Origin of the sequence: Streptomyces sp. PsTaAH-124, from assembly GCF_000373685.1 — a bacterium.
In the GTDB taxonomy this organism is placed as follows: Bacteria; Actinomycetota; Actinomycetes; order Streptomycetales; family Streptomycetaceae; genus Streptomyces; species Streptomyces andamanensis.
The window spans coordinates 246690-263396 of record NZ_KB892191.1 but is presented as its reverse complement, the minus strand read 5'-3'; the positions used below and the strand labels follow the sequence as shown (position 1 = coordinate 263396).

Sequence of the window (16707 nt, the reverse complement as noted above, 5' to 3'; positions counted from 1 at the left end):
GCTCCTGCCCCGCCGTCAGGGGGCGGGGCAGGGACCGTCGTGGGGGCCGTCGTCGGGCGGGCTGTCCCAGCCGCCGTCGGCGGCCGTGGCCCGCGCCAGTCCCACGCTGCCCGCGCCGATCAGGGCGACACCGATCGCCTCGGGCAGCACCCGCACCCCCAGCCCGATGTACTCCTGGAACAGCACCCAGCCCAGGACCACGCTGGTCAGGGCGTCACCGAGGGTCAGCGCGGGCTGGGACGCGGTAAGGCTCCCGGCCCGGAACGCGCTCTGCAACAGCAGGAAGCCGAGCGTGCCGACGACGAGGGTGGCGTACGGCGGCCAGGAGGCCAGCACCGCGGGCACGCCCTGCCCGAGCCGCCCCATGACCTCCTTGAGCAGCGCGGCGGTGCCGGCGAAGGACACCGCGGCCGCCAGACCCAGCAGCCCGGCCCGCGGGGCGCCCCGCACCAGGCGGGAGGCCGCCGTGAACACCGCCACCAGGGCGAGCACCGCGGGACCCACCAGCAGCCACAGACGCGGCTCGGCGGTCGGCCGGCCCTCCGAGGGGGAGGCCGCGCCGAGGAAGAGGGAGAGGCCGACGGCCAGCGCGGCGAAGGCCAGCCAGGTCCGCCAGTCCGGCCGGCTGCGGAAGACGACACTGCCCACGGCCAGCGTGAACAGCAGCTCACTGGCCATGAGCGGCTGGACCAGCGACAGACTGCCCACGGCCAGTGCCGCCGCCTGGAGGACGGTGGACAGGCCCAGCAGCGCGGCGCCCGCCAGCCAGGAGGGGCGCCGCAGCACCCGGGCGAGCCAGCGCGCCGCCTGCCGGATCCCGGAGCCGCCCGGGGCCTCGTCCGTCGCGGCCCGGCGCTGGAGCACCGAGGCGGAGGCGTTGGACAGCGCCGCGAACAGGGCGAGCACGATCGTCAGGGCGCTCATCGGCGGCCGCCCCGGACGTCGTCGGGAGCCCTGTGCGGCCCGGTTGCCGCGCGGGCCCGGACAGGCGTCCGGGACGGTCCGGCGCTCACGGGGTGTCCCGCCGTGCGCGCCGCCGGATGTGCCGGCCGGGTCCCCGCCCGTCGTGGCCCGGCGCGCGCCGGGGCGTCCAGTGGTGGTCGCAGAACCAGCGGCCGAACATCGCGCCTCCGTAGACGACGAAGCCGACCCCGGTGAGCCAGGACTCCACCACCAGCACGATCCCGACGGTGCCGTAGCTGATCGCGTTGTCGACGATGAGCGGGGTGAAGACCAGGTAGGAGAAGACACGCAGGCCGCCCAGGCCCACCATGGTGGCGAGCGCGCCGGGCAGCAGGGTCCGCCAGTGCAGCTGGCCGCCCAGCAGGAAGTGCTGGCCCCACCAGAAGAACAGCACACCCGTCGTCGCGGACACCACGATCCGCGGCAGGCCGTGGAACTGGTGGCCGTTCAGCACCTCCTGGTAGAGGTACGCGGTCAGCACCGCCAGCCAGCTGACCTGCCGCCACACCCGGTGCCACGGGCCGGGCGGCAGCCCCCAGACGCGTTCGTAGCCGTTCTGGACGCTCCCGGCGAACGACACCCCGAACACCGCGAGCAGGACACCGCCCCACACGCTGGTGGTGCCGATCACCTTGACCGGCGGGGTGATGATGTCGGTGAGGACATGGGCGGAGCGGCCCGACAGCCCCATGCCGTCCACCAGCCACGACGCGAAGCCGCCCTCGCCCAGCGGATCGGCGGCGGCCACCACGATGAGCAGCGGCGCCAGGGTGACCAGGGACAGGGTGGCGAACCCCATGGCCCGGTGCATCAGCTCGATGTCGCGACCGCGCCGGACCAGGACGTACGCGCCGAGCCGGTGCTCCAGATCGAGCACCGCCTGCCGGACCCGCGGCACGTGGCGCTTCACGAGCGCCACTCTGCACGCGAGGACGCCCGTCCGCAACGCGCGGGCGTCCGCCCGGCCGCACCCGGCACCGCCCCGCGCCCGCGTCCCGAGGTCCCGCAGCACCTCGCCGGGGCACAGGGCCCGCGCCGTGCCCGCTCGGCTGTACGCGGGTACGGCGCAGGCCGGGGCGGCGGTGTCAGTGGTGGGTGCGCCCCCGGCGTGCCACGCCGATGGTCAGGCCCATGGCCGCGAGGCCCAGCGCGGCGATGACCGCTCCGACCCAGCAGTTGTTCCAGATGATGCCCGCCCGTGCGCCGTGGGTGAGGGTGACCACCCAGGGGGAGATGAACAGCCACACGCCGAGCGGCACGAGCGCCCAGGCCAGCCGGAACATGCGTTCCGGTGCCAGTGCCAGACCGAGCCCGATGACGCCGACGGTGATCCCGACGAGCAGGTTGTTGACGGTGATGGCGGGCTGGATCGCGAAGTGCACGACCCAGGGAGAGATCGCGGCGTACAGGCCGGCCAGGACGATGAGACCTTCGACGGCCATCGCCGGACCGCTCGACGCGGTGCGTTCGAGCCGTTCCCGCATCTCCGCGATCTCGGGATGCGAGCCCATCATCTCCGGATGGTGGGTGCCCACGTCACTGGAGCGGTGTGGATACGACATCGCTGTCGTCTCCTCTCCATCAAGGGGGGGTTCTTTACGTCATGTAGAGGTTCCCCCGTATGGGTGACTTATATTCCTTTTATACCTCTTGTATCCCTGATGTGCGGACTGCGCGCCGCCCCTTGCGGCAGTGGCCGACCAGGTCGAGGAAGGCGATCGCACCGGACCCGCGGCGGGACGCCGTGAGGGCGGCGATCCCGCGGGCCCGCGTACGGCAACTGCCCTTATCAGCAGGCGAAACGGTGTGCGAGACTGCGGTGATCGACACCCCTTGCCCGTTCCACTCGCACGACGGAGTCCGCATGGTCACCGGTACCCCCGATCTCCCGTCCACCCCGCCGATAGACACCAGCAAGGCCCATCCCGCCCGGGTGTACGACTGGCTGCTCGGCGGCAAGGACAACTACCCCGTGGACGAGGCCGTCGGCCGCCAGCTGCCCCCCGAGGCCCATGACGCGGCCCGGCAGAACCGGGCGTTCATGAACCGCGCCGCCGCCTGGCTCGCCGGGCGCGGCCTGGACCAGTTCCTCGACGTCGGCACGGGCATCCCCACCGAGCCCAACCTGCACCAGATCGTCCAGCGCACCGTCCCGACCGCCAGGGTCGTCTACACCGACAACGACCCGATCGTGCTGCGGCACGCCGAGGCGCTGCTCGTCAGCCGCCCCGAGGGCGTCACCGACTACATCCAGGCCGATGTGCGCCGCCCGGACCAGATCCTCGAACACGCCCGCCGGATACTGGACTTCGAGCGTCCCGTGGTGCTCTCGCTGATCGCGCTGATGCACTTCGTCCCCGACGACCAGAACGCCCACGGCATCGTCCGCGAGCTGGTGGCCGCGCTCCCCTCCGGCAGCCACCTGGTGCTGTCCCACGCGGCGTCCGACCTCTACCCGGAACTGGCCGAGCAGGTCACCGCCGAGTACGCCAAGGGCGGCATCCGCCTCGGTTTCCGTACCCGCGCGGAGGTCGCCCGCTTCTTCGACGGTCTGGAACTCGTGGAGCCGGGCCTGGTGACGGCCACCGAGTGGGTCAAGGACGTCCCGGCGCCGCGGCCCGAGGGCAGCGGCATCTACGCCGGAGTCGCCCGCGTCCCCTGAGCGGGGACCCGCCGCCCGGCGGCCGTGCCGCGCGCGACGGCCCCGGTGTGATCACCCATGGGGCATCACACCGGGGCCGGGACGGGCCGAGGGGTCAGCGCGGCGGCTCGCCGGTGTCCCGGCCCTGGTCACCGAGCTGCCCCCGGAGCTTGTCCTGCGCCGAGTCCACCTGGCCGCTGTACTTGCCCTGGGTGCGTTGGTCGATGTAGTCGCCGCCCTTGTCGATGCCCTTGCCGGCCTGCTCCTCATGTCCCTTGAGCAGCCCCTTGAGCTTGTCCATCATGCCCATCGCGTACTCCTTCACGGCTCGTTCTCCTCCAGCATGGCCCGCCCGTCCGGGTGACGCATCCGCTGGCGCGGGCCGCCGGTTCACTGCTCGCGGGACGGCGCGGGCAGCAGCAGTTGAGCGGTGATCTCCTTTCCGGTCTCACGGTCGGTGACCGTCAGGCTGTGGCTGAGCGCTTCGACGATCTCCAGCCCGTGGCCGCCCACCCGGCGCCCGTCCGGGGGCCGGGGCCGGGGCGGCTGCGGGGAGGTGTCCCACACGCTGATCCGCACGAGCCCGCGGTCGGGCTCCGCTTCCAGGCACAGCCCGCAGGGGCCTGGGGCGTGCCGTACCGCGTTGGTGATCAGCTCGCTGACCACCAGTTGCGCGTCCTGTGCCACGCGGTCGGGGACGGGTGTGCGGCCGGTGACTCGGACGCGGTCCAGAAACCTGCCGACAGCCGCTCGGGCCTCGGCGGCGCTGATCGCGCCACGGTCCCAGCGGACGTCCCAGCGCAGCGCTGTGGGCGTGCTCCCGTACCGGTCCGGCTCATCCGACGCCTTCTGCCTAAGCGGGATGGCCATATGGTTGCCTCAAACTGTCACACTGTGTTACTGCTCTTCCGATTGTCCGGTTACCCCGCCCTGCGCGGAATAGACCACTCCCGTACGGGTGACATGAGGCGGGCGTGACGGTGAGGCGCTGCCGGGCCGGTCACCAGTAGTGGCGATGGCCGGCCACCGCGTGCCCCATGGCTCCCAGGATCCACAGCACCGCGCCGATCACGGCCAGGATGATGCCGATGGTCCACAGGATCGAGATGCCGGTGACGAAGCCGACGATGAGCAGAATGACGCCGAGGAGGATCATGGCCGCCTCCTGTTGGGGGGTAGTACTCCCTCCACTGTGCACCCAAAGAAGCCCCAACGGGTATGTGTGCACAGGAATCAGGACAAGGAGTGCCGCTCGCTCGTACGAGGCATTCCGCGCAAGAGGCTTTTCCCGCTCGGTGGAGGTGTGTCGGTGCGTACAGGACTGCTGCGTACGGTCGGGGCGGTGACGGCTGCCTACGGAGCCGTGGCGGCGTACCGGCCCGGCTGGCTGGCCCGGCCCGTGGGGCTGGTGGACCCGGAGGGGAACACCCATCCGCACACGGCCACGGCCCTGCGTCCGCTGGCCTGGCGCGACGCCGCCTCCGGGCTGGCCATGCTGCTCGCCCCGCGCGGCCCGGCCCTGGTCACCGCGACCGCCGTACGGATCGCCTCCGACGTCGGTGACGCGGTGCTGTTCGGCACCGGCTCGGGCGGCCGGGTCCGCCGGGCCGGCGCCGTCGTGACCGCGCTGGGCTGGGCCGCGGTGACGGTCGCCGCCCTGGCCGGTGGCCGGGGCGGCGGGGCGGACGGACCGGCCCCCGGGGATCCGGGGAGCTGAGACGGCCGGGACGGGGTCAGCGCACCGGGAAGCCGAAGGAGTAGCCCTGCTGCTTCAGCCAGGGCAGGACCTCGCGCAGCGCGGCCACGGTCTGGGAGCGGTCCCCGCCCGCGTCGTGGAAGAGGACGGTCGGTCCGTTGTGCAGCTCCTGCTTGACGGTGGCGACGATGGCCGCGGTGCCGGGGCGCTCGAAGTCCTTGGTGTCCACGTTCCAGCCCAGCGGCCGCATCCCCCGGCCCGCGGCCAGCTGGCGGCTGTAGGGAGTGAACGCGCCGCCCGGCGCCCGGTAGTACATCGGCCGGACGCCCCCGGACGCGTCCGTGATCATCTTCTCGGCGTCGAGGATCTGCTGCGACTGGTAGGACTCCGGCTTGTGGTCCATGGAGGTGTCGTGGGACACCGTGTGGTCGCACAGCCGGTGCCCGGCGGCCACCACCGCCTTGACCATGTCGGGGTAGGCCTTGGCCTGCGTGCCGACCATGCAGAAGGTGGCCTTGACGTCGTACTCGCGCAGCACCTCCAGCACCTTGGGCGTCCAGTGCGGGTCGGGGCCGTCGTCGATGGTGATGTTCACGCCCCGGTCACCCTTGTCCGAGGCGTGGGCTATGGTCACCGCCACCTTCGCGACCTTGCCCTGGTCGCCCGCCGCCGCGCCCGCCGAGGCGCCCGCGTGGGAGGAGTGACCGCCCGTCGGGTCGGCCTGCGCGGTCCACACCGAGGTCGCGGCGGCCACCGCGGTCACCCCGAGAGCCGCCGCCAGCACCCGCCCGTGCCAACCCCGTCCGCCGCCGTGCCGCATCATGTCCCGCTCCGCTTCTCGCCGTCACCGTGTTGCCCTGCACCCTGGATGACGGCCGGACGCCCCCCGGGGATCCCGCTGTTACCGATCAAGGACAATTCCGCGGGCAACGCGCGACACAACGGCAGCGACGGGGGCCTTCTGACGGCCCGTCGGGGGTATCGGCGCGACAGATCACGACGAGTGGCCCGGTTCCTATGGCACGGCGCGGAGGTGACCGACACCATGGTCCTCGTCACCGGCAGGCCGAAGGGATCCAGGATGTTCCGCAAGGTACTGGTCGCCAACCGCGGCGAGATCGCCATTCGCGCGTTCCGCGCCGGATATGAACTGGGGGCGCGCACCGTCGCCGTCTTCCCGCACGAGGACCGCAACTCCCTGCACCGGCTGAAGGCCGACGAGGCCTACGAGATCGGCGAGCCGGGGCATCCGGTGCGGGCCTACCTCTCCGTGGAGGAGATCGTCGCGGCGGCACGCCGGGCCGGTGCCGACGCCGTCTACCCGGGCTACGGCTTCCTGTCCGAGAACCCGGAACTGGCGCGCGCCTGCGAACAGGCGGGCATCGCCTTCGTCGGACCGGACGCCGACACCCTCGAACTCACCGGGAACAAGGCCCGCGCGGTGGCCGCCGCGCGGGCGGCCGGGGTGCCGGTGCTCGGCTCCTGCGCCCCCTCCACGGACATCGACGAACTCGTCCGCGCCGCCGAGGACGTCGGGTTCCCGGTGTTCGTCAAGGCCGTCGCGGGCGGCGGCGGGCGCGGGATGCGCCGGGTCGAGAGCCCGGCGACGCTGCGCGAGTCCATCGAGGCCGCCTCCCGCGAGGCCGCCTCCGCCTTCGGTGACCCGACCGTCTTCCTGGAGAAGGCCGTCGTCGAACCGCGCCACATCGAGGTGCAGATCCTCGCCGACTCCACCGGCGAGGTGATCCACCTCTTCGAGCGCGACTGCTCGGTGCAGCGCCGCCACCAGAAGGTCATCGAGATGGCCCCCGCGCCGAACCTGGACCCGGAGCTGCGGGAGCGGATCTGCGCCGACGCGGTGCGCTTCGCCCGCGAGATCGGCTACCGCAACGCGGGCACCGTGGAGTTCCTGCTCGACCGGGAGGGCCGCCATGTCTTCATCGAGATGAACCCGCGCATCCAGGTCGAGCACACGGTGACCGAGGAGGTCACCGACGTCGACCTGGTCCAGGCCCAGCTGCGCATCGCCGCCGGGGAGACCCTGGCCGACCTCGGCCTCTCCCAGGACACCGTGCGGCTGCGGGGCGCGGCCCTGCAATGCCGTATCACCACCGAGGACCCGGCCAACGGCTTCCGGCCCGACACCGGGCGGATCAGCGCCTACCGCTCCCCGGGCGGCTCCGGCATCCGGCTGGACGGCGGGACCACGCACGCCGGGACGGAGATCAGCGCCCATTTCGACTCCATGCTGGTCAAACTGACCTGCCGGGGCCGGGACTTCAAGGCCGCGATCGGCCGGGCCCGGCGCGCGGTGGCCGAGTTCCGCATCCGCGGGGTCGCCACCAACATCCCCTTCCTCCAGGCCGTCCTGGACGACCCGGACTTCCAGGCCGGGCGGGTCACCACCTCGTTCATCGAGCAGCGCCCGCACCTGCTGACCGCCCGCTCCTCCGCCGACCGCGGCACCAAACTGCTCACCTATCTCGCGGATGTGACGGTCAACAAGCCGCACGGCGAGCGGCCCGGGACCGTCGACCCGGTCACCAAGCTGCCGCCGCTGCCCGCCGGCGAGCCGCCGGCCGGTTCCCGGCAGCGGCTGGTCGAACTCGGCCCCGAGGGCTTCGCCCGCCGACTGCGCGAGTCGCCCGGACTCGGCGTCACCGACACCACCTTCCGCGACGCCCACCAGTCCCTGCTGGCCACCCGGGTGCGCACCAAGGACCTGCTGGCCGCCGCGCCCGCCGTGGCCCACACCCTGCCCGGACTGCTCTCCCTGGAGTGCTGGGGCGGCGCCACCTACGACGTCGCGCTGCGCTTCCTCGCCGAGGACCCCTGGGAGCGGCTGGCCGCGCTGCGCGAGGCGGTGCCCAACATCTGTCTCCAGATGCTGCTGCGCGGCCGCAACACCGTGGGCTACACCCCGTACCCGACCGAGGTCACCGACGCCTTCGTCCAGGAGGCCGCGGCCACCGGCATCGACATCTTCCGCATCTTCGACGCGCTCAACGACGTGGGCCAGATGCGCCCGGCCATCGACGCCGTGCGCGAGACCGGGACGGCCGTCGCCGAGGTCGCCCTGTGCTACACGGCCGACCTGTCCGACCCCGCCGAGCGCCTGTACACCCTGGACTACTATCTGCGGCTGGCCGAGCAGATCGTCGAGGCGGGCGCGCACATCCTGGCCGTCAAGGACATGGCCGGACTGCTGCGGGCCCCCGCCGCGGCCACCCTCGTCACGGCCCTGCGCCGCGAGTTCGGCCTCCCGGTCCATCTGCACACCCACGACACCGCGGGCGGCCAGCTCGCCACCTATCTGGCCGCGGCGCAGGCGGGCGTCGACGCGGTGGACGGCGCGGTCGCCTCCATGGCCGGCACCACCTCCCAGCCGTCGCTGACGGCGCTGGTGGCCGCCACCGACCACTCCGAGCGGCCCACCGGCCTCGACCTGAAGGCCGTCGGCGACCTGGAGCCGTACTGGGAGGGGGTCCGCAGGATCTACGCGCCCTTCGAGGCGGGCCTCGCTGCGCCGACCGGGCGCGTCTACCACCACGAGATCCCCGGCGGCCAGCTCTCCAACCTGCGCACCCAGGCGGTCGCCCTGGGCCTCGGCGACCGCTTCGAGGACATCGAGGCGATGTACGCCGCCGCCGACCGCATCCTGGGCCGCCTCGTCAAGGTCACCCCGTCCTCCAAGGTGGTCGGCGACCTCGCCCTGCACCTGGTGGGCGCCGGGGTCGACCCGGCGGACTTCGAGCGGACCCCGGACCGGTTCGACATCCCCGACTCCGTCATCGGCTTCCTCCGCGGTGAGCTGGGCACCCCGCCCGGCGGCTGGCCCGAGCCCTTCCGCACCAAGGCGCTCCAGGGCCGCGCGGAGGCCAGGCCCGTCGCCGAACTGAGCGCCGAGGACCGCGAGGGCCTGGACAAGAACCGGCGCGCCACCCTCAACCGGCTGCTGTTCCCCGGCCCGACGCGCGACTTCGAGCAGCACCGCCAGACCTACGGCGACACCGGCGTGCTGGACAGCAAGGACTTCTTCTACGGGCTGCGCCCCGGCACCGAGTACGCCGTCGACCTCGAACCGGGCGTCCGGCTGCTGATCGAGCTCCAGGCGGTCGGCGAGGCCGACGAGCGCGGGATGCGCACGGTGATGTCCTCGCTCAACGGCCAGCTCCGCCCGGTCCAGGTGCGGGACACCGCCGCCGCCTCCGACGTCCCGGTGACGGAGAAGGCGGACCGCGGCGATCCGGGGCATGTCGCGGCGCCGTTCGCCGGGGTGGTGACGCTGGCGGTCGCCGAGGGCGAGGAGGTGGCGGCCGGGGCGACCGTGGCCACCATCGAGGCGATGAAGATGGAGGCCGCGATCACGGCCCCGCGCGCCGGCCGGGTGCGCCGGCTCGCCATCAACCGCATCCAGCAGGTGGAGGGCGGCGACCTGCTGATCGAGGTGGGCTGACCCGCCGCGCGCCCGCGCGCCCGCGCGGACGATGGGGGGCGCCGACTGCCGGGAACGGCGGACGGCGCCCCCTCGTCCGTGGTGTCCGTGCGCCTTCAGGACTTCTGCGGGGGCGTCCGTGCGCCCTCAGGACTCCTGCGGGGCGGGCACGTCCCGGCCGTTGAGCGCCCGGTAGGCGAACCGGGTGACGGCCTCCACGGCCTCGTCCTCGGAGAGGTCGGACCAGGGCTGGGTGACGCTGTCGAACGTCGCGGCCAGCAGGGTCAGGGTGGCCTCGGGGGAGGCCGGGAGGTCGGGGACGTGACGGAGGTGGTCGCGCAGGTCGTCGAGCTGGGCGCGCCGCCAGTGCCGCAGCGTCGCGGCCAGTTCCTCGCTGACCAGGGACGCCTGGTGCAGTGCGAGCAGGGTGGCGGCGTGCTCCCGGTACACCCGCACATAGGCGGCGGCATGGAAGCGGATCGCGTCCGGGTCGGTGAAGTCCGCCTTGTGCTCCGCGCTGTCCGCGGTGCGGTCGCCGGCCGCCGAGACCTCCGCGAGCAGGGCCTCCAGCAGCTCCTGCTTGCCCGTGAAGTGGTTGTAGAAGGAGCCCGCCGAGCGCCCGGCCTCGGCCGTGATGTCGGTGATCTTGGTGTTCAGGTACCCGCGCGTGGTGAACAGCCGCTTGGCCGCCTCGATCAGCGCACCTCTGGTTTCGGCCGCCTGCACCGAACGTTTCACGCCGCTCTCCTCGTGACCTTGACAGGGCACGCTAGCAGCCCGCAGAGTGAATCTAAATTCAGTGAATGGAGATTCAGTATGCGGGTTCTCATCGTCGGCGCCGGACCCACCGGACTGACCCTCGGCATCGACCTGGCGCGGCGCGGAGTGGAGGTGCGGATCGTCGACAGGGCCGAGGAGTTCTTCGCCGGGTCGCGCGGCGACGGCATCCAGCCCCGCACCCTGGAGGTCCTCGACGACCTCGGCGTGCTGGAGGCCGTCCTGAAGGAGGGCGCGCCGCCCGCTCCGACCCGCGTCCACCTCGACGGCCGCGCCGCGGGCGAACGCCGGATGTTCGCACCGCGCGAGCCGCGCCCCGACGTGCCGTACCCCAACCCCTGGGTCCTCGGCCAGTCCCAGCTGGAGGGCATCCTGCGCGCCCGGCTCGCCGCGTTCGGCGTGCGGGTCGAGTCCGGCACCGCGCTGGTCGGCCTGGAGCAGGACGCCGACGGCGTCACCGCCCGGCTCTCCACCGGCGAGAGCGACCGGGCGGACCACCTGGTCGGCGCCGACGGCGGCGCCAGCCTCGTGCGCAAGGCGATCGGCGTGGCCTTCCCCGGCACCACCGACGAGACGTTCCGCATGCTGATCGGCGACGTGCGCGCCCCGGACCTCGACCCGGCCTTCGGGTACTGGTTCGCCGCGGGCGACGACCCGGCGGAGGGCGTCGGCCTGTCGCCGCTGCCGGGCACCGGCATGTTCCAGTTCGTCACCCGGCTGGGCACGGGCGACGACGCCTCGCTCACGACCATGCAGGCGGCCCTGGACCGGTTCTCGGCGGGCGTGCGCCTCACCGGCCACGGCTGGTCGACGGTGTGGCGGCCCAATGTGCGCCTCGCCGACCGCTACCGGTCCGGCCGGGTCTTCCTGGCGGGCGACGCCGCGCACGTCCACCCGCCGACCGGCGGCCAGGGCATGAACACCGGTGTCCAGGACGCCTACAACCTCGGCTGGCGGCTGGCCGCCGGACACGACCTCGACGGCTACGAGCGCGAGCGGCGCGCCGTCGCGGCGCGCGTCCTCGGGGCCACCACCGCGCTGCTGAACCGCTACACCGAGGGCCGCGAGGACGCCTACCGGCGCGGCGAGGAGAACTACGGCCTGGACATCACCTACCGCGCCCCCGGCGCCACCGGCCACCTCGTCACCGGCGACCGGGCGCCCGACGCCCCGGTCCTGGACGCGACCGGCGCCCGGGTACGGCTCTTCGACCTGTTCCGGGGCCCGCACTCCACCCGCCTCGTCTTCGGCGCCGACGCCCCCGCGGCGGAGCCGCACACCTACGCCGTACTGCGCCCCGGCGAGCGGCCCGGCCCCGGGCAGGGCGGCGAGTACGTGACCGACGCGGACGGCCACGCCCATGCGGCCTACGGGGCGTCTTCGGGCGACACCTTCGTCGTCCGCCCGGACGGCTATCTGGCCTGAGCCGACGGACCCGCGCGGCGGCGGCCGTGCCTCAGCGGTCCCCGGCGGCCTCCCCGGCATCCCTGCCACCGGCCAGCCAGGCGCGGGCGGCGGCGGTCAGCGTGGTGACACCGGTGCGCAGAGTCGGTTCGACGACCGGAGCGAAGAGCGGCGAGTGGTTGGACGGCAGGCCGTGGGCGATCCGGGCCACTTCGTCGAAGGTGCGGGCTGCGGCGAAGGCCGCCGGGTCGGCGCCGCCCAGCAGCCAGTAGACGCAGGGCGCCCCGGCGGCCTCGGCCAGCACACCGATGTCCTCGCTGCCGGTGGCCGGCCCCGGATCGACCACCCGCGCCTCGCCCAGCGCCCCCGCGAGCGCCCGCCGGGTCAGCGCGGACGCCTCGGGGTCGTTGACGACCGCGGGGAACGACTCGGTGCACGAGATCTCCGGATCGCGCGGCGCGCCCGAGGCGGCGGCCTCCGCCCGGACGATCCGCTCCACGGCCGCCAGGACCGCGGTGCGCACCGCGGGCTCGAAGGTGCGCACGCTCAGCAGCAGCTCGGCGCGGTCCGCGATGACGTTGGGCTTGTTCCCGGCGTGCAGCGCGCCCACGGTGACCACCGCGGTGGAGGTCCCCGCGATCTCCCGGGCGACGATGCCCTGGAGCCGCAGCACCGTCGCCGCGGCCATGACGACCGGGTCGACACACGCCTCGGGCCGCGACCCGTGGCCGCCGCTGCCGTGCAGCACGACGCGCAGCGAGTCGGACGCGGCGAACGCGGGCCCGGCGTGCAGCCCCACGTACCCGGCGGGCAGCGGCGCCACGTGCTGGCCGAGCACGACCCGCGGCCGGCCGAACCGCTCGAACAGCCCGTCGTCGATCATCGCCTGCGCGCCCCGGCCGACCTCCTCGGCGGGCTGGAACACCAGCAACAGCGTGCCCCGCCAGGAGGCGCGGTCCGCGGCGAGCGCCGCCGCGGCGCCCAGCAGACAGCTGACGTGCACGTCATGGCCGCAGGCGTGCATCAGGGGCACCGCGTTGCCGTCCCCGTCGGTGGCCCGCGCGGAGCTGGCGTAGGGCAGATCCGTGCGCTCCTCCACGGGCAGGGCGTCCATGTCGGCGCGCAGGGCCACGACGGGCCCCTCGCCGTTGCGCAGCACACCGACGACTCCCGTGCCGCCGATCCCGGTGGCGGTCTCGTACCCGGCAGCGCGCAGCCGGTCGGCGGCGATCTGCGCGGTGCGGTGCTCGCAGAAGGCGAGTTCGGGGTGGGCGTGGAGGTCGCGGTAGAGGTCGGCGAGGGCGGACGCTTCGGGGTGCGGGGAGGACGTGCTGGGCATCGTGCCACCTTCCGGTGCTCGGGACCGGCGCAGCCGCCGGGACGTACCGCTCGCCCTCAACATAACCAGCGCGGCCCGCCGGTACGCGCCCGTGGCGCCGGACCCCTCACCGTGCCGCGCGTCCGGTGCGGGCAGGGGCCCGCCCGGCTCAGGCCGCCCGGGAACGGCGGGCCGCCATCACCGCGTACACGAGGACGCCCGCGAACAGGAACAGCACCCCCTGGTACACGGCCGCGTAGCCCGCGCCCGCGACGAGCCACAGCGAGAAGGCGGCGGCCACCGAGGCGACCACGCCGTCCCGCACCAGACGGCCCCGGTCCACCCGGTCGCGGTGCCCGGAGACCAGGTGGAAGATCTGCGCGGCCGTGGCGAGCAGATAGGGCACGGTCGCGGTGAACGTGGTGACGAGGACGAGGACCCGGAAGACCCCGGCCGAGCCGGAGGCGTAGTTGTAGACGGTGAGCAGCGAGGCGAGGACCACGGTGACGCCCACCCCGAAGGTCGGCACCCCGCGCCGGCGCCGTGCGAAGGCCGCCGGGAACAGCCCGTCCCGGGCGGCGGCGTACGGCGTCTGGGCGCTCAGCAGGGTCCAGCCGTTGAGGCAGCCGGTCATCGACACCAGGGCGGCCAGCGCCACGGCCCAGCCGCCCCAGGAACCGCCGAACATGGCGTTCACGGCGTCCGAGAAAGGTGCGCCGGACTCCACCAGACGGCTGTGCGCGACCGTGCCGAAGACGGACAGCGTGCCCAGCAGATAGACGAGGGCGGCGCCGGTGGTGCCCATGACGGTGGCCCGGCCGACGTTGCGCCGGGGGTTCTCGACCTCGCCCGCGCTCACCGCGGCCGACTCCACGCCCAGGTAGGAGAAGAGCAGCAGCGCGGCGGAGGCCGAGACCGCGCCGACCGTGCTGCCGCCGCCGGCGTGGAAGGGGCCGAGGTTGCGCGGGTCGAAGAAGAACAGCCCGCCGATCGCGACCAGCAGCAGCGGCACCAGCTTCAGCACCGTGGAGACGACCTGCACCGCCCCCACGTAGCGGGTCCCGGCGAAGTTGGCGAGCGCGGGCAGCCACTGGAGGGCGAGCGCGGCCAGGCACGCGGTCCAGCGGTGGCCGTTCACCGGGATCAGTACGTCCAGATAGCCGACCGCGGCGACGGCGAGCGCGGCGTTCGACACCCAGGTGGTGATCCAGTACGCCCAGGCCGCGAGGAACCCGGCGAAGTCTCCGAAGGCCGCGCGGGCGTACACGTACGGCCCGCCGGTGCGCGGATCGCGCTCGGCGAGCCGGCCGAAGACCAGGGCGAGGGCGACGGCCCCGGCGGTCAGGACGCCGAAGGCGACCAGGCTGACCGTGCCGTACGGGGCGACGGAGGCGGGGAGCAGGAAGATGCCGCCGCCGATGATGTTGCCCATGACCAGGGCGGTGGCGACCGGCAGCCCGAAGCGGCGGGCGTGCCTGCCGGGGGAGGGAGCCTCTTCGCCCGCGGGAGTGGTCCCGGCGGGAACGGGGGCCGCGGGGGTCTCCCGCGCGGCCGTGGCCGGCGGGACGGTCCCGGGGACGTGCATGGGGTGGTGCGCCTCTCGTCGGACAGTGCCCGGGATCGCCGGGCGGCACCCGAGATCGCCGGGCAGGCCCCATGGTCGGGCAGGGCCCGGCATTCCGCCAAATCACACGTTTTTGTCCGGTATGGGATCGTCCGGAACCGGAAAAAGTGCGCCGCGGGGCGCCTGCGGGCGGGGATCGTCCGGCCTCCGGTGCGGCCCCGTCACAGCCCGCGGCGGCGACCGGTGGGAAGCCCCGCGCCGGGGCCGCGCCGCGCGGGACCGGTCGCGCTCGGCGAGAGGAGTGACCGCAGGATGACCTAGCGTGGGCGTCATGTCCGAATTGCCGCACGGTGGGCACGGCCGGCCCCCCACCCCCGCCGAGCGCTGGGCCGCGTTCCGGAAGTCCCCGTTCCTGCCCGCGACCGTCCTGACGCTGATCCTCGCCGCGGCCGCCGGGCTCTTCGCCGGCTCCTACACCTACGCCATGGCCAACCCCACCCCGCACACCATCCCCACCGCTGTCGTCGGCCACCACGACACGCCGGAGAGCCGCCGCTTCGTCACCGGCATGGAGAAGGCGCTGTCCGCCTCCCTCAAGCTGCGCCCCTACGCCACCGCCGCCGAGGCCCGGACCGCGGTGGACGACCAGCGGGTCTTCGCCGTGCTCGACGTCCCGCCCGACCGGCGCACCGTCCTGCTCGACGTGTCCGGCGCCTCGGGCGCCACGGTCGCCCAGGTGCTGGAGGAGGCCGCGCAGCAGGTGGGGCGGGCCACCGGCGTCCAGGTCACCGTCCGCGACCTCAAACCGCTCCAGCACGGCGACCCGCGCGGCCTCGCGATCTTCTACATCTCGCTCGCCGCGGTGATCATCGGCTTCGTCGGCGCCATCCAGCTCAGCGTGCACGCGCGGGCGCTCGACCCGGCCGAGCGCATCGCCTTCACCGTCGCCTACGCGCTGCTCGGCGGCTTCGTGATCGCCGCCGTGGTGGACTGGCTGCTCGGCGCCCTCGACCTGCCGTTCGCCGAGTCCTGGCTGATCCTGGCGCTCACGATGTTCGCCTCCGGGATGGTCTTCTCGATGTTCAACACCCTCTTCGGGCGCTGGGCCATGCTGCCGACCTGGGGACTGATGGTGCTGCTCGGCAACCCCTCCTCCGGCGGCGCGGTCTCCTGGCCGCTGCTGCCGTCCCCGCTCGGCGCGATCGGCCGCTGGCTGCCGCCCGGCGCCTCGGTGAACGCGCAGCACACGGCCGTCTACTTCGCCGGACACCAGCACGCCTTCCCGTTCCTGGTCCTCGCCGCCTGGGCCGTCATCTCCTGCGCGGTCTTCTGGGTCTGGCGGCACCGCCACCCCGGCGGCCGCGAGGCCCGCCCGGCGCACGCGGCCGGCTGACGCGCCGACCCCCCGCGGCTGCCGCCCCGCCGGTTACCTGCCAGGTCATCGACGCCGCCCCGCACCCGGTGCCACGATCACCGGCATACGCAGTGAGACCGGCGCGACCGACCGGAGGACGTCATGACCGCCTACGCCATAGCCCATCTGCGCGACGCCGCGCCGCACCCCGAGACCGCCGAGTACATCGAGCGCATCACCGCCACCTTCGCGCCGTACGGGGGCCGCTTCCTGGTGCACGCCACCGCGCACGAGGTGAAGGAGGGCGCCTGGCCCGGCCATGTCGTCGTCATCGGCTTCCCCGGGATCACCGAGGCGCGGGCCTGGTGGGACTCGCCCGCCTACCGGGAGATCGCACCGCTGCGCTCCCGCCATGTCGAGGGCGACATCATCCTGGTCGCGGGCGTGCCGGAGGGCTACGACCCGGCCGCCACCGCGCGGGCGATGCGCGAGGCGCTGCCCGCCGGACCGGCCCCGGACGCCTGACCCGCGCCGCCCGGACGGGCCCGGTCCGCC

16 protein-coding genes are annotated in these 16707 nt (G+C 73.9%); 6 read left to right on the top strand and 10 right to left on the bottom strand.

Annotation, left to right across the window (positions count from 1 at the left end; translation table 11 throughout):
- Positions 1–15: 15 nt before the first annotated feature.
- The 3 genes from B086_RS0128720 to B086_RS0128710 form a co-directional block, all read right to left on the bottom strand.
- Positions 16–924 carry a DMT family transporter gene (locus tag B086_RS0128720; protein ID WP_018569892.1) on the bottom strand — a complete coding sequence of 303 codons (909 nt, stop codon included), beginning with the start codon at positions 922–924 and terminating at the stop codon, positions 16–18.
- Positions 925–1009: 85 nt separating this feature from the next.
- The gene (locus B086_RS0128715) at positions 1010–1873 is read right to left on the bottom strand and encodes a ribonuclease BN (RefSeq protein ID WP_420712581.1); all 864 of its coding nucleotides are present in this window, start codon (positions 1871–1873) and stop codon (positions 1010–1012) included.
- Between the two features lie 175 nt (positions 1874–2048).
- Complete coding sequence (locus B086_RS0128710; protein WP_018569890.1) at positions 2049–2525, bottom strand: SPW repeat protein; 477 nt, start codon at positions 2523–2525, stop codon at positions 2049–2051.
- Between the two features lie 302 nt (positions 2526–2827).
- Here B086_RS0128710 and B086_RS0128705 point away from each other — a divergent pair, with 302 nt between their 5' ends.
- The gene (locus B086_RS0128705; RefSeq protein WP_018569889.1) at positions 2828–3625 is read left to right on the top strand and encodes an SAM-dependent methyltransferase; all 798 of its coding nucleotides are present in this window, start codon (positions 2828–2830) and stop codon (positions 3623–3625) included.
- Positions 3626–3719: 94 nt separating this feature from the next.
- Here B086_RS0128705 and B086_RS0128700 read toward each other — a convergent pair whose 3' ends face one another.
- The 3 genes from B086_RS0128700 to B086_RS45130 all read right to left on the bottom strand — a co-directional run bounded on the left by B086_RS0128700 (position 3720) and on the right by B086_RS45130 (position 4760).
- A complete protein-coding gene (locus B086_RS0128700) occupies positions 3720–3914 on the bottom strand; it encodes an antitoxin (protein ID WP_026252865.1) in 195 nt (64 codons plus the stop codon).
- An 80-nt stretch (positions 3915–3994) separates the two neighbouring features.
- Positions 3995–4474, bottom strand: a complete 480-nt coding sequence (locus B086_RS0128695) for an ATP-binding protein (RefSeq protein ID WP_018569887.1) — start codon at positions 4472–4474, stop codon at positions 3995–3997.
- Between the two features lie 130 nt (positions 4475–4604).
- Complete coding sequence (locus B086_RS45130; RefSeq protein ID WP_018569886.1) at positions 4605–4760, bottom strand: DUF6131 family protein; 156 nt, start codon at positions 4758–4760, stop codon at positions 4605–4607.
- Between the two features lie 153 nt (positions 4761–4913).
- Here B086_RS45130 and B086_RS41070 point away from each other — a divergent pair, with 153 nt between their 5' ends.
- The gene (locus B086_RS41070; protein ID WP_037874068.1) at positions 4914–5321 is read left to right on the top strand and encodes a hypothetical protein; all 408 of its coding nucleotides are present in this window, start codon (positions 4914–4916) and stop codon (positions 5319–5321) included.
- A gap of 16 nt (positions 5322–5337) precedes the next feature.
- Here B086_RS41070 and B086_RS0128680 read toward each other — a convergent pair whose 3' ends face one another.
- Positions 5338–6123 (bottom strand): polysaccharide deacetylase family protein, encoded by a 786-nt coding sequence (locus B086_RS0128680; protein ID WP_018569884.1) that lies wholly within the window; start codon positions 6121–6123, stop codon positions 5338–5340.
- Between the two features lie 258 nt (positions 6124–6381).
- Between B086_RS0128680 and B086_RS0128675 the strand changes: the two genes are divergently transcribed.
- Positions 6382–9756, top strand: a complete 3375-nt coding sequence (locus B086_RS0128675) for a pyruvate carboxylase (protein WP_026252864.1) — start codon at positions 6382–6384, stop codon at positions 9754–9756.
- 126 nt (positions 9757–9882) lie between these two features.
- On the opposite strand, the gene B086_RS0128670 is transcribed toward B086_RS0128675, so the two are convergent.
- Positions 9883–10473 (bottom strand): TetR/AcrR family transcriptional regulator, encoded by a 591-nt coding sequence (locus B086_RS0128670; RefSeq protein ID WP_018569882.1) that lies wholly within the window; start codon positions 10471–10473, stop codon positions 9883–9885.
- A 78-nt stretch (positions 10474–10551) separates the two neighbouring features.
- Here B086_RS0128670 and B086_RS0128665 point away from each other — a divergent pair, with 78 nt between their 5' ends.
- Entirely contained in the window at positions 10552–11937 is a 1386-nt protein-coding gene (locus B086_RS0128665; RefSeq protein ID WP_018569881.1) for an FAD-dependent monooxygenase, read from the top strand.
- A gap of 31 nt (positions 11938–11968) precedes the next feature.
- On the opposite strand, the gene B086_RS0128660 is transcribed toward B086_RS0128665, so the two are convergent.
- Positions 11969–13255 carry an amidohydrolase gene (locus tag B086_RS0128660; protein ID WP_018569880.1) on the bottom strand — a complete coding sequence of 429 codons (1287 nt, stop codon included), beginning with the start codon at positions 13253–13255 and terminating at the stop codon, positions 11969–11971.
- A 148-nt stretch (positions 13256–13403) separates the two neighbouring features.
- Positions 13404–14819: an amino acid permease gene (locus B086_RS0128655; RefSeq protein ID WP_018569879.1), complete on the bottom strand. Its 1416-nt coding sequence runs from the start codon at positions 14817–14819 to the stop codon at positions 13404–13406.
- A 310-nt stretch (positions 14820–15129) separates the two neighbouring features.
- On the opposite strand from B086_RS0128655, the gene B086_RS0128650 reads away from it, so the two are divergent.
- Together B086_RS0128650 and B086_RS0128645 are read left to right on the top strand one after the other, a co-directional pair.
- A complete protein-coding gene (locus B086_RS0128650; protein WP_086024296.1) occupies positions 15130–16191 on the top strand; it encodes a hypothetical protein in 1062 nt (353 codons plus the stop codon).
- 123 nt (positions 16192–16314) lie between these two features.
- On the top strand, positions 16315–16677 hold the full coding sequence (locus B086_RS0128645; RefSeq protein WP_018569877.1) for a DUF1330 domain-containing protein: 363 nt from the start codon (positions 16315–16317) through the stop codon (positions 16675–16677).
- The last annotated feature ends 30 nt before the right edge of the window (positions 16678–16707 follow it).